Origin of the sequence: Pseudoxanthomonas sangjuensis (assembly GCF_010211755.1) — a bacterium.
GTDB lineage: Bacteria > Pseudomonadota > Gammaproteobacteria > Xanthomonadales > Xanthomonadaceae > Pseudoxanthomonas_A > Pseudoxanthomonas_A sangjuensis.
The window spans coordinates 77,470-92,152 of the sequence record NZ_PDWR01000003.1 but is presented as its reverse complement, the minus strand read 5'-3'; the positions used below and the strand labels follow the sequence as shown (position 1 = coordinate 92,152).

General features: G+C 66.0%; 13 protein-coding genes. 4 read left to right on the top strand and 9 right to left on the bottom strand.

The genetic code is table 11. The features are described 5' to 3' along the window. Positions 1–13: 13 nt before the first annotated feature. Entirely contained in the window at positions 14–1,591 is a 1,578-nt protein-coding gene (locus CSC71_RS02355) for a tetratricopeptide repeat-containing sulfotransferase family protein (protein ID WP_246191929.1), read from the top strand. Here the strand turns inward: CSC71_RS02355 and rnfB are convergent. From rnfB to CSC71_RS02330, 5 genes are all read right to left on the bottom strand, one after another. Further along, complete coding sequence (rnfB, locus tag CSC71_RS02350) at positions 1,588–2,007, bottom strand: Rnf electron transport complex subunit RnfB (RefSeq protein WP_162372737.1); 420 nt, start codon at positions 2,005–2,007, stop codon at positions 1,588–1,590. The genes CSC71_RS02355 and rnfB overlap by 4 nt on opposite strands. After that, a complete protein-coding gene (locus CSC71_RS02345; RefSeq protein ID WP_162372736.1) occupies positions 2,004–2,594 on the bottom strand; it encodes an HAD family hydrolase in 591 nt (196 codons plus the stop codon). The genes rnfB and CSC71_RS02345 overlap by 4 nt, the downstream gene beginning before the upstream one ends. A gap of 5 nt (positions 2,595–2,599) precedes the next feature. Further along, positions 2,600–4,675 carry a methionine--tRNA ligase gene (metG, locus tag CSC71_RS02340; protein WP_162372735.1) on the bottom strand — a complete coding sequence of 692 codons (2,076 nt, stop codon included), beginning with the start codon at positions 4,673–4,675 and terminating at the stop codon, positions 2,600–2,602. A 94-nt stretch (positions 4,676–4,769) separates the two neighbouring features. Next, positions 4,770–5,207 (bottom strand): DUF2147 domain-containing protein, encoded by a 438-nt coding sequence (locus CSC71_RS02335; protein ID WP_162372734.1) that lies wholly within the window; start codon positions 5,205–5,207, stop codon positions 4,770–4,772. A 178-nt stretch (positions 5,208–5,385) separates the two neighbouring features. After that, positions 5,386–8,283 carry a TonB-dependent receptor plug domain-containing protein gene (locus CSC71_RS02330; RefSeq protein ID WP_162372733.1) on the bottom strand — a complete coding sequence of 966 codons (2,898 nt, stop codon included), beginning with the start codon at positions 8,281–8,283 and terminating at the stop codon, positions 5,386–5,388. A gap of 297 nt (positions 8,284–8,580) precedes the next feature. On the opposite strand from CSC71_RS02330, the gene apbC reads away from it, so the two are divergent. From apbC to CSC71_RS02315, 3 genes are read left to right on the top strand one after another with little or no spacing between them, the layout of a single operon-like run. Further along, entirely contained in the window at positions 8,581–9,423 is an 843-nt protein-coding gene (gene apbC / locus CSC71_RS02325; RefSeq protein ID WP_162372732.1) for an iron-sulfur cluster carrier protein ApbC, read from the top strand. Positions 9,424–9,475: 52 nt separating this feature from the next. Then, positions 9,476–10,045 carry a dCTP deaminase gene (gene dcd / locus CSC71_RS02320; protein WP_162372731.1) on the top strand — a complete coding sequence of 190 codons (570 nt, stop codon included), beginning with the start codon at positions 9,476–9,478 and terminating at the stop codon, positions 10,043–10,045. Positions 10,046–10,077: 32 nt separating this feature from the next. Beyond that, positions 10,078–10,575 carry an RDD family protein gene (locus CSC71_RS02315; RefSeq protein WP_162372730.1) on the top strand — a complete coding sequence of 166 codons (498 nt, stop codon included), beginning with the start codon at positions 10,078–10,080 and terminating at the stop codon, positions 10,573–10,575. 3 nt (positions 10,576–10,578) lie between these two features. Here the strand turns inward: CSC71_RS02315 and CSC71_RS02310 are convergent, their stop codons facing one another. The 4 genes from CSC71_RS02310 to CSC71_RS02295 form a co-directional block, all read right to left on the bottom strand. After that, entirely contained in the window at positions 10,579–10,884 is a 306-nt protein-coding gene (locus CSC71_RS02310; RefSeq protein ID WP_162372729.1) for a hypothetical protein, read from the bottom strand. Between the two features lie 79 nt (positions 10,885–10,963). After that, positions 10,964–11,386, bottom strand: coding sequence for an HIT domain-containing protein (locus CSC71_RS02305; RefSeq protein WP_162372728.1), 423 nt, complete (start codon positions 11,384–11,386; stop codon positions 10,964–10,966). After that, on the bottom strand, positions 11,383–12,066 hold the full coding sequence (locus CSC71_RS02300; protein ID WP_162372727.1) for a dienelactone hydrolase family protein: 684 nt from the start codon (positions 12,064–12,066) through the stop codon (positions 11,383–11,385). The genes CSC71_RS02305 and CSC71_RS02300 overlap by 4 nt, the downstream gene beginning before the upstream one ends. Positions 12,067–12,452: 386 nt before the next feature. After that, positions 12,453–14,498 carry a phytase gene (locus CSC71_RS02295; RefSeq protein WP_211367821.1) on the bottom strand — a complete coding sequence of 682 codons (2,046 nt, stop codon included), beginning with the start codon at positions 14,496–14,498 and terminating at the stop codon, positions 12,453–12,455. Between the last annotated feature and the right edge of the window lie 185 nt (positions 14,499–14,683).

The following is a 14,683-nucleotide window of genomic DNA, read 5'->3' as shown; positions in this document are numbered from 1 at the left end:
CAGGAGTAACAGCTTGGAGCAGATCCGCCAGCGCTACGCGCAGGCCGTCGACGCACTGAACCGGCGGCAATGGGCGCAGGCACGTACGGCCGCCGAATCGCTGCTGACGCAACAGCCGCAGCACGCAGGCGTGCATTTCATTATCGGTGTCTCCGCGCTGGAGCAGAAGGACCTGAAGGCGGCCTTCCGCCACTTGTTGATGGCCAATGAGCTGAACCCGGATCGTGCCGACTATGCCGCGCAATGGTCACGGGTTCTGCTCGAATGCCACCAGCAGAAGCAATCCGTGGAACAGGCCGACCGCGCCATGCAACTGGACGCCAAGGATCCGATGACGCTTAACACGTTGGGCGTCATTTATACACGCTGCAACGAGCATGTGCGTGCGGTGTCGGCGTTCCGCCGGGCGGTGGAACTCGTGCCGGAGCAGGCCAATCTGCACTTCAACCTAGCCACGTCGCTGATGGCTAATGGCGAAATCGGAGAAGCTGCCGCGGAGTGCGAGCGCTGCATACAGTTGAATCCGATGTTCTGGCGTGCGCACCTTACGCTATCCCAGTTGCAGAAGCAGAAGCCTGAATCGAACCACGTCGATCGCCTGCGCGAACTGGTGGAGCGGGCGCGCGGGAATCCTGAAGCCACGCTTTACCTGAACCTGGCGCTAGAGAAGGAATACGACGATCTCGGGCGCTACGAAGACGCATTCCGCCACTTGAAGACGGCGAAGGACGCATGGAAACCGATGCTGAACCGTTCGGTCCTGCCCGACGACGAGATGTTCGACGCGCTGGTGGAACTGACACCCGCGCTCACCAGAGAAGCGCCTGGTTTCCACACAACGCGGCCGATCTTCATCATTGGCATGCCGAGGAGCGGAACTACGCTGATCGAGCGCATTGTTTCGTCGCACCCGGACGTGCATTCGGCGGGCGAGTTGCAGAATTTCCCGGTCGAATTCAAGCGCGTCTCGGGCGTTCGTTCTGGGAACATGCTCGATCGTGCCACCCTTGATTCGGTAGCGTTGATGGACTGGGAAAAACTGGGCCGGGCCTACATCGAAAGCACCGAAAGGGTCGCCGGCGGGAAACCGCGCTTCACCGACAAGCTTCCGCAGAACTTCCTTTACGCCGGCTTCATCGCGAAGGCCCTACCCGACGCGAAGATCGTTTGCCTGCGCCGCGACCCTATGGATACCTGCGTAGCCAACTACCGGCAACTGTTCGCGCTGACTTCCGGCTACTACAACTATTCGTACGACTTACTGGATACCGGACGGTACTACCTCGGCTTTGACAGGTTCATGAAGAAGCTCCAGGACGTCATGCCTGGGCGTATCCTCGAAATCAGTTACGAGGACCTGGTCCAGGACCAGGAAACGGTTACCCGCGGCTTGATCGCCCACTGCGGCCTGGAATGGAATGACGACTGCCTGAACTTCGAAAGGAACGAGGCGCCGGTGTCGACGGCGAGTGCGGTGCAGGTGCGGTCGCCGATCTACCGGACCTCGCTGCAGCGCTGGAAGCGCTACGGCAACATGGTCGATGGCCTGCGCGAACTTTTGCGCGAGGGCGGGGTGCCGATCGCCGACTAGGCGATGGCTTCCATCACGATGCAGTCGACCGGGCAGGCGGGTACGCACAGTTCGCAGCCGGTGCACAACGGTTCGATGACGACATGCATCAGCTTGGCGCCGCCGACGATGGCGTCGACCGGGCAGGCCTGGATGCATTTGGTGCAGCCGATGCAGTCGGCCTCGACGACGAAGGCGACCTGCGCCGGCTTGTGTTCGCCGCGCGCGCGGTCGAAGGGTTTCGCGTCGACGCCGAGCACCTTCGCCAGCGCGCGCGCGCCGGCGTCGCCGCCGGGCGGGCAATGGTCGATGCCGGCCTCGCCGCGCGCCATCGCCTCGGCGTACGGCCGGCAGCCGGGATAACCGCACTGGCCGCACTGGGTCTGCGGCAGGATGCGGTCGAGCCGCTCGGTCAACGTGGCGATGTCGTCGTTCATGCGATGCGCTTGCCGGCGTACCAGCGCTCGTGCGCCAGGGCCAGCATCGGCTTGTCCTCGCGGCTGTCGCCGTAGGCGTGGATGCGTTCGTAGCGGGGCAGATCGTAGCGCGCGCGGATCTCGCGCGCCTTGTGCCGACCGATGTCGCCGCCGAGGTAGCGGCCGGTCAGCCGGCCATCGGCGGTCTCGAGCCGGTTGCAGATCAGCGCCAGTCCATGCAGTTCGCACCATGGTTGCAGGTACAAGTCCAGCGAGGCGGAAACCAGCGCGACTTCGTGGCCTTGCGAGCGGTGCCATCCGATCCGCCGCATCACCTCCGGGCGCAGCATGCCGGGCAGCGCGTCGCGCGCGAACGGTTCGCCGTGCGCGGCGACTTCGCCGGCATCGCGACCGGCGAAGGTCATCCGCGTGACCCGGGCGCGCAGCCCTTCGGCCGAAACGAGGCCGGCGCGGTAGCCGAGCAGCCACGGTCCGATCTTCCAGTTCGCCTGTGCCAGTTGCCTTGGCGTGGCGACCCGGCGCAGAAATCGCGCGTAGCTGTCGCCGGTGGTGACGGTGTGGTCGAAGTCGAACAGCGCGAGCTGCATCGGCCTCAGCGCACCGGCATGCCGGGCTGTGCGCCGGCGTCGGCGTCGAGCAAGGCCAGCGCGCCGCCGTCGAAGCCGGCCGACAGGATCATGCCTTCGCTGGTGCCGAAGCGCATCTTGCGCGGGGCGAGGTTGGCGATGAACACCACGTTGCGGCCGACCAGCTTGTCCGGCTCGCCGTAGCTGGCGCGGATGCCGGAGAAGATCTGCCGCCTGCCGAGCTCGCCGGCGTCCAGTTCGAAGCGCAGCAGCTTGTCGCTGCCCTCGACGAACTCGCAAACCAGCACCCTGCCGATGCGCAGGTCGAGCTTGGCGAAGTCGTCGATGGCGATGAATTCGGGCCCGGTTTCGCTCGGTGTGGCCACGGCGGCTTTTCCTTCGTTCTTTTTCCCGGTGTTCTGCGGCGCGGCCCGTTCCTTCCCCGCGGCGAGGGTGTCCTTCGATTGCTCGACCATCGCGTCGATCAGCTTCGGGTCGATGCGGGTGAACAGCGGCGAATACGGCTGGATGACGTGGCCGTGGTCCAGCGGATCGTCGAGTTTCTCCCAGCTGGCCAGCGGCGCGGACAGGAAAGCCTCGGCCTCGGCGCAGGTGCGCGGCAGGATCGGCTTCAACGCGGCGGCGAGCACGCGGAACAGGTTGATGCCCTGGGTGCAGACCGACTGCAGCTGTGCATCGCTTCCGTCCTGCTTGGCGATGACCCACGGCTTGTTGTCGTCGATGTACTTGTTGGCCTCGTCGGCCAGCGCCATCGTCTGCCGGATCGCGGATGCCGGGTCGTTCGCCTCGTATGCGGCGCGGACGCCGTCCAGCGCGGCGACGAAGCGCCGGTACTGCGCGGGGTCCGGCAGCTCGTCGGCGAGCCGGCCCGCGAAGCGCTTGTCGATGAAGCCGGCGCAGCGCGAAGCGAGGTTGACGAACTTGCCGACCAGGTCGGCGTTGACCCGGGCGACGAAGTCGCCGAGGTTCAGGTCGAGGTCGTCGACGCCGCCGGAGGACTTCGCCGCGAAGTAGTAGCGCAGCGCTTCCGGTTCCAGGCCGACGTCGAGATAGGTGCGGGCCATGATGAAGGTGCCGCGCGATTTCGACATCTTCGCGCCGTCGACGGTCAGGTAGCCGTTGACGTGCAGCTTCGTCGGCGCGCGGTGGCCGCTGCCGTGCAGCACCGCCGGCCAGAACAGGCCGTGGAAGTTGACGATGTCCTTGCCGATGAAGTGGTGCAGTTCGGCTTCTGAGCCCGGCTTGAGGTAGGCATCGAAGTCCTCGCCGCTTTCCTTGCACAGGTTCGCGAAGCTGCTCAGGTAACCGATCGGCGCGTCCAGCCAGACGTAGAAGAACTTGCCCGGATGCCCGGGGATCTCGAAGCCGAAGTACGGCGCGTCGCGCGAAATGTCCCACGCGCGCAGGCCGCCTTCGCTGTCCAGCCATTCCATCAGCTTGGCCTTCACGCCGGGCACGGCGACGTCACCGGCCAGCCATTCGCGCAGGAAGCTTTCGAAGCGGCCGACCTCGAAGAAGTAGTGTTCCGAATCGCGGATCTCCGGCGTTGCGCCGGACAGCACGGACTTGGGTTCTTTCAGCTCGGTCGGGGCGTAGGTAGCGCCGCAGACCTCGCAGTTGTCGCCGTACTGGTCGGGACTTCCGCAGTTCGGGCAGATGCCCTTGATGTAGCGGTCCGGCAGGAACATGTTGCGGACCGGGTCGTAGAACTGCGCGACGTTGCGGCGGCCGATGTGGCCGTTGGCCTCGAGCTTCGAATAGAACCGTTCGGTCAGTTCGCGGTTGGTCTGTGAATTGGTCGAGTCGTAGTGGTCGAAGGCCACGCCGAACGCGGCGAAGTCGCGCTCGTGGCTTTCCTGGATATTGGCGATGAAGGTTTCCGGCGTGACCCCGGCCTTTTCCGCGGCCAGCATGATCGGCGTGCCGTGGGTGTCGTCGGCGCAGACGTACCAGGTCTTTTCGCCGCGCAGGCGCCGCGCACGCACCCAGATGTCGGCCTGGATGTAGCCCACGAGATGGCCCAGGTGCAGCGGGCCGTTGGCGTAGGGCAGGGCGTTGGTGACGAGGGCGGAGCGGGGCATGGGGTGGGGAATCGCGGGAAAACCGCATTATCGCACGGGCAAATGGAAGGCCCGGCATGGGCCGGGCCTTCCTGGTCGCGAAAGGCGCGATGGCTTATTCGCGAACCCAGGTCTGCGCGCGGCAGATGAAGGCGATGCAGCCGGACATGTCCAGCTCCTTGCCGTCGGCGCTCAGTTCGATCTTCGACTTGTAGGTCTTGCCCTTCTTCGGGTCCAGCACGGTGCCGCCGCTCCAATGGCGGGCGTCGTCCTGCTTCAGGTTCCACAGGATCACCATGCCCTCGATCGGCTTGTCCTTGTTGGCGCCGCTGCACTTGTCGCAGACGGGATTGGGTTTGTCCGGGTTCAGCAGCTGCACGACCTTGCCGGCGAGGGTGCCGTTGGTGGTCCTGTAGATCTCGACGATCGACTTGGCCTTGCCGGTTTCGTCGTCGATGGTCTTCCAGCGGCCGGTCGCGTCGGCGGCGCTGGCGGCGAAGGAAAGCGCCAGCATCGGCACGGCGACGAAGGCGGTCAGCAGGGTCTTGCGCATGGGTTCCCCTCCCAGGGATCGATGGACGGAGCGGCGTTGCGGCCGTTGCCGGCTTTATACCGCATTCGCAGGCGTATGGGGCGGGCCGACACGAGCTGTCCGGCGAAGCGTCGCCTAAAAAAAAGACCCCGCCGGAGCGGGGTCTTGGCTTTGCAAGCCGAAAAGCGCGATGCCGGGATTATTCCGACTGGCCGAACTTGTAAGCCACTTCCAGATAGAACGAACGGCCCATGGCGCTGTACAGGTAGTTGTTGTACGGCGTCGACGTGGTACCCGGGAAGTTCGAGGCTTGGTCGTCCGGCGTTTTGTCGAAGGCGTTGTTGACCTTGACCGAGAAGGTCAGGTTGTCCATTGCCGCGTAATCGAGGCCGAGGTTGTACGTGGTGTACGAGCCCCACTTGCCGGCCTTGGCGCCCGATGCGTGGACGTAGGTCGGGTCGTCGGTGGCGTAGGCCAGGTAATTCCAGGTCGGGCCGATCTGGTTGGCATAGACCGTGGTGCTGAACTTGCCGATGTTCCAAGTGACTGCTGCGTCGGCTTTGTACTTCGGGCCGGCATCGTAGACCCAGTTGGCCTGCGGCTCGTCCAGCAGGTCGATCTCGCGCTCGGTCGGTTGCGGCAGCAGGGTGTGGTCTAGCGTCCGCGTGTAGTTCAGCGAGAACGCCAGGTCGCCGAAGCGGCCGATGTCCTGCGCGTACTTGGCCGTCGCCGCCAGCACTTCGAGCTTCTGCTGGGCGATGTTGACCTTCGGCGTGTAGACCTCGAGGAGCTGGCCGCTGGGGCCGCGGGTAACCCACGCCAAGGCATTGTCGCACGAGGTAACGCCAGGACCGCCCTCGAGGTTGTTGCGGCAGTAGTACTCCTGCAGCAGTACGTCGTCGGCGGACAAGCCAGCGACTTCGTCGCGGATATCCCAGTTGTAGTAATCGACGCTGAAGGACAGCTTGGCTAGAGGCGAGAAGACGACGCCCGCGCTCCAGAAGTCCGCGTTGATCGGGTCCAGGTCCGGGTTGCCGGATTGGGTGCCGAAGAACTGGACGCTGTCGTAATCGCAGCCCTCGAGATCCGACGGGTCATAACCGCCATTCTCGGGCAGGCCGCAGCGCCAGTAGTCCGAGGCGAACGAATAGAAGCCGCTCAAGCCCTGGTGCGTATCGGAAAGGGTCGGCGCCTTGAACGCTGTGCCGTACTTGCCGCGAAGCAACAGGCTGTCGAACGGGCGGAATTCCAGGCCAGCGCTCCAGGTCGGCTTGTCAACCTTGACGCCGTACGCGTCGAAGGCGTCGTAGCGGGCCGATAGCGAAGCGGTCAGCATGTCGAAGAACGGCAGGCGCAATTCGCTCATCGCCGCATAGCGAGTGCGGTGGGCAGCGCCGGCCACGTCGGTGGTACCCCACACGTCGCCGTTGAGGTAACCCGGGTTCGGCTGATAATCCCAGCCCTCGTTGCCGGCCTCGATCGCGACCGCCAGACCCGCGTCGCCGCCTGGCAGCGAGAACAGGTTACTGTTGGTCAACTGTGCACGGAACACGTCGTCCCAGGTCTTGGCCTTGGAGATGGCATAGCCGGTGAAGCTGGCGAAGTCCTCCGGAGTCAGATTGGTGCTGTAGAAGGCCGCGTAGTCGGGCTGGAACACCGGGTAGTAGTTGTAGTACGGATCGACGCCCAGTTGCGGACCGAGCACGGTGTCCTCGAAATACGCGTTGATCGCATCGGCCCAGCGCACCCAGCCGCGTGAGGTGTACTTCGATTCGTTGCGGGCGAAGCTGAGGTCATAGTCCCAGTTCTCGCCGAACATGCCGCGCAAGCCGAAGGCGACCTGGTAGCTCTTGTTGGTGACCTTGTCCATGATGTCGCCGTAGCCCAGCCCGCCGATATCCTCGGGGGTGAACACGCGCTGCAGGTTGATGAAGCCGTCGTAGTCCGGGTCGTAGAAATAGCCGTACTTGATGCCGGTGCCCCACCAGGTGTAGTTGCTGCCAGCGGAGTAGCGAGTCGCGTCATGGCTGTACAGCGCGTCCGCGTACAACTGTACGTTGTCGTTGATGTCGAAAGTGACGTGGCCGTAGATCTGCCCGCTCTCCTTGCCGTTGCGGATGGTCCGCCAGCCGGGCGACAGCATCGAGCCGCAGTAGTAGCCGTAACCGGGGCGGAACTGCAGCTCCTCGGTGCCGTTGAACTGGCTGGCCACGTTGGCGCAGTCGGCAGCGGCATCCGGCAGCACGTAGCCGTAGTTGCCGAAGCCGAAATCGGAAAGCTGGGTATAGCCATAGACCAGGTAGTCGCGCGGCGCGGTCGCCGCGGAGTAGCCGTCCTGGTTGATCGAGTCGGTCAGGTCGCGCTGGTAACCCCAGATCGGGTCGCGTTCCTCGTATTGCGCGCCGAACACCGCGGACAGACGGCCGTCCTCGCTGTTGAAGCCCTTGGCCAGGCTGACGCGGAAGTTGCTGCCACCGCCATCGGAATAACCGCCGCCGCGGATGCGCAGGATGGCGCCGTCCATCTGCTTCTTCAGGATGATGTTGACCACGCCGGCCATCGCGTCCGAACCGTATAGCGACGAGGCGCCGCCCGGCAGGATTTCGACGCGATCGACCAGGTCGATCGGAATGCCTTGGATGGCATTGAATACGTCGGAGCCGTTGTACAGGGCCGGGTAGTTGGCCATCGGACGGCCATCGATCAGGTATTTGGTGTAGCCCGGGTCCAAGCCGAACATGCTCACTGCCTCGGCGCCCTGGGTGAACGAAGCGGAGGTTTCGCCGCCCTGGATGCCGCCACTGGCGAAGCTGTTCTGCTGCAGGATGTCGGCGACGCTGGTGTAGCCGCGGGAATGGATGTCCTCGGCATCGATGATCAGCACCGGATTGGAGGTTTCCAGTTCGGTCTGCGGAATCAGCGAGCCGGTGACGACGATCTTCTCGAGGTTGGTGGCCTGTTCCTGCTTGGTTTCCGTCTGACCTTCGTCCGCGGCCGCCTCTTGGGCGATGGCGGGGGCGCACGGGAGCAGGATGGCCGCGAACACGGCGGCGCTGAGACGGTTCTTTTTGATTCGATTTGACCTGAGTGCTGACATGGACTGACCCTGTGTTTGACTTAAGGAATGGCCGTTCCGCCCATCCCAAAGCGGGCAGTACGGTCGCAATTGCCTGGGTGATTCCTCTCCCGGGCTCGACGTTAGCATGTGGTTAATTCGATGTGAAGTGACCGTGAACGGTCATCGCTGCCTGTAGAATTTGCCACCAAATGTCCTTTCCGGGTGGCTAGGGATCCCCTCCCGGGGCATCCGGATGCGTCGGGTGGCTGCTCCCCGGGGATGCCAATGGCATAATTTCTCAGGTCATTGTTTTTTTTAATAAAAACTGTCGAATCCATGCCCAGCATATCTGCTCATGCCGTCCAGCCCGACCTCTCGCCGCACCCGCGCGTGCGCAATGTCATCGCGGTGGCCTCGGGCAAGGGCGGGGTAGGCAAGTCGACCACCGCGGTGAACCTGGCGCTGGCGCTGGTTGCCGACGGGGCGAAGGTCGGGCTGCTCGACGCGGACATCTACGGGCCCAGCGTGCCGGCGATGCTCGGCCTGAGCGGGCGCCCGGAAAGCCCGGACAACAAGTCGATCGAGCCGCTGCGCGCGTTCGGGGTCGAGGCGATGTCGATCGGCCTGCTGGTCGACGCCGACACGCCGATGATCTGGCGCGGGCCGATGGCGACCTCGGCGCTGACCCAGCTGTTCAACGACACCCGCTGGGGCGACCTTGATTACCTGGTCGTCGACCTGCCGCCGGGCACCGGCGACATCCACCTGACCCTGGCGCAGCGGATTCCGGTCGCCGGCGCGGTGGTCGTGACCACGCCGCAGGAAATCGCCACGCTGGACGCGCGCAAGGCGCTGAAGATGTTCGAGAAGGTGAAGGTCCCCGTGCTGGGCATCGTCGAGAACATGGCGGTGCATGTCTGCACGAACTGCGGCCACGCCGAGCACCTGTTCGGCGAAGGCGGGGGCGAGCGCATGGCGGCCCAGTACGGCGTGCCGCTGCTGGGTTCGCTGCCGCTGGACATCGCGATCCGCGAACAGGGCGACGCCGGCCAGCCGGTGGTGGTGGCCGCGCCGGATTCGCCGGCGGCGCAGGCCTACCGCGCCACCGCGCGGGCGCTGGCGGGCGAACTGGCGAAGCGGCCGCGCGCGCCGATGACGATCGCCTCGTCGTTGGCGTGACCGACTCGGCTAGAATTCCACGCAACGGCCGTCCGGCCACGGGAAGCATTGCATGAGCATCAAGAGCGACCGCTGGATCAAGCGGATGGCGGAACAGCACGGCATGATCGAGCCGTTCGAGCCGGGCCAGGTCAAGACCGCCGCCGACGGCCACCGCATCGTCAGCTACGGCACCTCCAGCTACGGCTACGACGTGCGTTGCTCGCGCGAGTTCAAGGTGTTCACCAACATCAATTCGACCATCGTCGACCCCAAGCACTTCGACAGCGGCAGCTTCGTCGACGTGGAGGGCGACGTCTGCATCATTCCGCCGAACAGCTTCGCGCTGGCGCGCACCGTCGAGTACTTCCGCATCCCGCGCAGCACCCTGGTGGTGTGCCTGGGCAAGAGTACCTACGCGCGTTGCGGCATCATTGTCAACGTGACCCCGCTGGAGCCGGAGTGGGAGGGTCACGTCACCCTCGAGTTCAGCAACACCACGCCGCTGCCGGCGCGCATCTACGCCAACGAGGGCGTGGCGCAGATGCTGTTCTTCGAATCCGACGAGGTCTGCGAGACCAGCTACAAGGATCGCGGCGGCAAGTACCAGGGGCAGACCGGGGTCACGCTGCCGCGGACCTGAGCAGCGTCCATCGGCGGAAGGAGGGGGCGGAGATGGAGCAGAATCCTTATCAGGCACCGGAAACGGCGGTCGTCGATCCGGCCCGGGACGACCAGCTTGCGGGCCGTGGCGAACGCCTGGCCGCGGCATTGCTCGATACCGTGATCATGCTGGTGCTCGTCTGCCCGGTCATGTTCACGACCGGCTACTGGCAGGCTGCGTCGAGCGGGCAGGCGCCGGGCTTCGGCATGCAACTGCTGTACGGGCTGATGGGTTTCGTGATCTTCGTCCTCGTGCAGGGCTATCCGTTGAGCGCGAGCGGGCAGACCTGGGGCAAACGCCTGATGAAGATCCGCATCGTCGATCTGCAGGGGGAGAAGCCCTCTTTCGCCACGCTGATCGCCAAGCGCTACCTGCCGGTGCAGGTAGCGGGCCTGGTTCCCTTCCTCGGCAACCTGGCGGCACTGGTGGACGTGCTGATGATCTTCCGCGCCGATTGCCGTTGCGGGCACGACCTGATCGCCGGCACCCGGGTCGTCAAGGCGGATTGACTGTCAGGGTACGGGAACGTAAGCGCGCTTCTCGTAGGTGACGAAGAAACCCTGCAGGTCGCCGTTTTCGATATACGGCTCGACGCTGACCACGCGGTAGCCATTCGCGTAGAAGGCCTTGTGCGCCTTGCTCAGGTTGTTGGCCGCGCCCTGGTTGCGGAAGCCCCAGCTGGCGTCGATCCAGACGGTGACCGCGGGCAGGTCGCCGGCAGCCGCTTCCTGCGCCGCCTTGTCCGGCGATTTGTCGAAGATGCCGGCGTAGGCAGGCAGGGCGATGGCGAGGAGCGCGGCGAGCAGCAGGCGTTTCATGGGCGGTCCCGTGTCGGTGAGGTTGGCATCATTTTGGCACCGCGCGATCTGAACGGAATGTCATCGCGCCGGGTCGCTTTCATCCCAGTCTGGCGCGCCATGCCGCGACACGCGCCAGGAGCGCATCGACGTCCCATTTCCGCGCGGCGCCGCTGCCCCAGACCGGCCCCGGCCACGCCGCGTCGCCTTCGTGGCGGCCGACCACGTGCACGTGCAACTGGCGCACGACGTTGCCGAGGGCGCCGATGTTCAGCTTCTGCACGCCGGGTTCGTCGCGCAGCAGCTTCGCCACCTGGTTGATCTCGGCCAGCAGCAGGCGCTGCTGGTTGCCGTCCAGGTCGATCCACTCCATCGCGCCGGGCACGCGCGGCACCAGCAGCAACCACGGGAAGCGCGCGTCGTCCATCAGCCGCACCTGCGACAGCGGGCCGTCGGCGACCAGCACGCTGTCGGCTTCGAGCCGCGGATCCAGCACGAATTCCTGTCGCGGCGCGGCGCTCATCCGATGTTCTTCCGCAGGAATTCCAGTGTGCGTTGCTGCGCCAGCGCGGCGCTGCCGGCGTCGTGGTGGCGCGGGTCGACGTTGCGATTGAAGGCGTGCCCGGCGGGATAGGTGAACACTTGCGCCAGCGTCGGCGGCAGCTTGTCGCGATGCGCCTGCACGGCTTCCGGCGGGATCGAGGCGTCGCGCTCGCCGAAGTGGAAGACGACCGGGGCCTTCAGCGGCCGGTCGAGGAAGGCGACGTTGCGCGCACCGTAGTAGCTGACGCCCGGCAGGCCGAGTTCCTGCGCCGCGCGCAGTACGACGGTGCCGCCCCAGCAATAGCCGACCGTGGCGACCTTGCCGGCGGATGCGGCCAGCTTCGCGGCCGCTTCGACCACGGCCAGTGCGCCGTCCAGGCCGACCTCGGTCACCAGCTCGCGGCCGCGCTGGAACTCGGCCGGGCCGTAGTCGAGCTCCACGCCCTGCTCGACCAGGTCGAAGAAAGCCGGCGCGATGGCCAGGTAGCCGGCGGCGGCAAAACCGTCGGCAACGCTGCGAATGTGCGCATTGACACCGAAGATCTCCTGCACGACGACGACGCCACCCTTGGGCGCCGCGCCGCGCGACTTGCCGTCGGGCGGCGATTGCCAGGCCTGCACCGGCCCGCGTGCGGTCCCGATCGTGATCCACTGGCCCATGACGTCGCCTCCTGTACTAGGAGGCGCATCTTAAGCCCGCGGGCACGATTTCCGCGTCTTCCGCAAACCGCCAGGCATGTCCCTCGCCGTCGCGAAAGCCGGTTTCGCCTGCCTCGGTTGTCCACACAACGCGCTGCCCGAACCGCGGGATTCCGGAATTGTTCGTCGTCGCAGCGAAATGGAAGCGGCGAGGACCACCATCGGGCGCCGCGCCGATGACGCAGATCTCCGGGAAGGAGGGTAGGGAGCGTCACGGTCTGGTGGCTTCTGCCTGCCGTCGCGCCAAGCGACGGCAGGCAGGACAAGGCGCCGGATCTCCGCGTGCCCGGTGACGCGCAGCGCCATCGGCCATGCGGCGAAATGGCGCCGCCATGCATCTTGTCCGGTCAGGGCTGGCGCATCTCCAGCCCCAGCGCTTCGGCGATCGCCTTCCACGGCACGATCTTGAAGTTCTGGTTCTCCACCGGCATCACGTTGCGGCCGTCCTGGGCGACCATCGCGCCGTGTTCCAGGCCGGGACCGAGGTTGCGGCTGCTGACCTCGAGGCCATCCGTCTCGGAAATGCCGTCGATGCCGTTCGCGGGGTCCGCGACCACCGCGAACGAACCCAGGTATTCGTGGCCGCCTTCACGGCGGAACACCGCATAGCTGTCGTTGCCCTGGCTGGACACCACGATGTAGCCGCGGCCGTCGCCGAGGTCGTAGATGCCCAGGCCTTCCAGGTCGTCCTTCAGCGACGGGTTGTCGGCGACGCGCGCGACCGCGGTCTTGGTGTCGCCGCCATCGGGTTCGGCCGGCAGTTTCCACAGCGCCACGTCCTCCTCGTCGACGAACAGGCTGCCGCCGGCGTCGTCGGCGACGCAGCCTTCGGTCTGCGAATCGAAGTTCAGGTCGCGCACCAGCTCCGCCCGCACCTTGCCGTTCTTCGTCGCCACCAGTTGCCACTGGCGCAAGCGTGTATCGTCGCCGTTGACCAGCACGTAGGTGCGGCCATCGCGCGCGCTGCGGTACATGCACAGGCCGTAGGGGTCGCCGAGGCCGGTGGGCTGGACGCCATCGGCGATGTCGGCCAGTTCGCCCGTCGCGGTGTCGAGCCGGTAGATGCCGATCGACTTGTCGGTGCGGTTGCTGGCGGTCACCAGCACGATCTTCTCGCCGCCCAGTTCGAAGCCGTCGCGCAGGTCGACGTTGTTCATCTTGCCGCTGGCGATGAAGCTCTTGACCCGGCCCTGCAGGTCGTAGACGTACAGGCCGGCGCGCTTGTCGGTGCCGATGACCAGGCTACCGGCAGGATCGTCCGGGTCCGCCCAGATCGCCGGGTCGTCGGCGGCGTCGCCGTAGCTGTCCATCGGCCGCGATTCGGCGACGGCGACGACGGAGGCGAAGCGCTTGTCCTCGGCGCCGGCCGAAGCGGATGGCGCGGCCGGCAGCTTCAGCGCGCTGGCGATGTCGTCGATCGACAGCAGCTTGTAGTTCGAGTCGTCCTCGTCCGCGACCAGCAGCGCGCCGTGCGGCGCCGACGGCAGCGGCGCGGAGGTCGCCGCGAGCGGACCGGGTTCGCCGACGACCTTGCCGTTCGGGCCGGCGCGGAACGCGCCGACGTAGGCGTCGTTGTCGTCGCGGTCATAGACGTTGATGCGGCCGCCGTCGGTGTCGGAAGCCAGCAGCAGGCGCCGGCCTGCGCCGCCGTCGTAGAGCGCCACGCCCTTGGTCTCGCCCTCGAGATTGCCCAGCGACGGCGAATCGACCATCGTCGCGTCGAGGTCCGCTTCCGGGTCGGCATTGAAGCGCCACAGGCCGACCGTTTCCTGCGCCGCATAGACATGGCCGCGCGAATCGGCGGCGCACTGCTTCACGGTGGAGGGCAGGCTGACGCGCCGCACCTGGCGCGCATCGAGCCTGCCGTCGGCGTTGGCGAACAGGATGAGTTGGTCGATCTCGCCGCCGTCGCCGACGACGAAGGCGTACAGCGCGCCGTCGAGCGCATGCCGGTACAGGCAGATGCCCTCGCCGGCGAAGCCGAGCGCGATTTTGCGCGCGGTCGCTTCCTCGAGCCCCGCGCCGCGCACGCGGAACAGCCGCAGGCGATTGTCGGTGGCGTCGATGGCGGCGAGCACGGTTCCGCGCGCGTCTTCGGCGGTGGCCACGGCGACGGCTTCGCCGGCCGGCATCGCCGCACGGCGCTTGCCGTCCAGCGAATAGCTTTCCAGCCCGCCGAGGGCCGTGCTGCCGACGATGCGGCTGGCGCTGGCGCGGGCCGGGTCTATGGCAAAGGCCGCCGCCTCGACCTCGTCCGAGGCGCTGGCCTGGGTCTGCGTTTTCGCCGCCACCAGCGGGGTGTCCGCGGTCTGCGCGGTCTGCCCGGGGGCGGAGGCGCAACAGGCGCCGAGCCCGGCACAAAGGGCAAATCGCAACTGCATCTTGGTTCGCATCGTCTCCTCCCATGGCCGATGAATGCGCGTCACGCCAGGGCGTGGCGCCTGTCTGGCGATCCGGTCATGGCCCGGAAAGATGGCATGAACCATGCTGCTTTGCAAGAAAAATTCCATTTCATTTGCATTTTGGAATGTTTGTTCGTAATCTGCGCGCAGCCGCCTGGGCCGGGCCATCGTCCGGC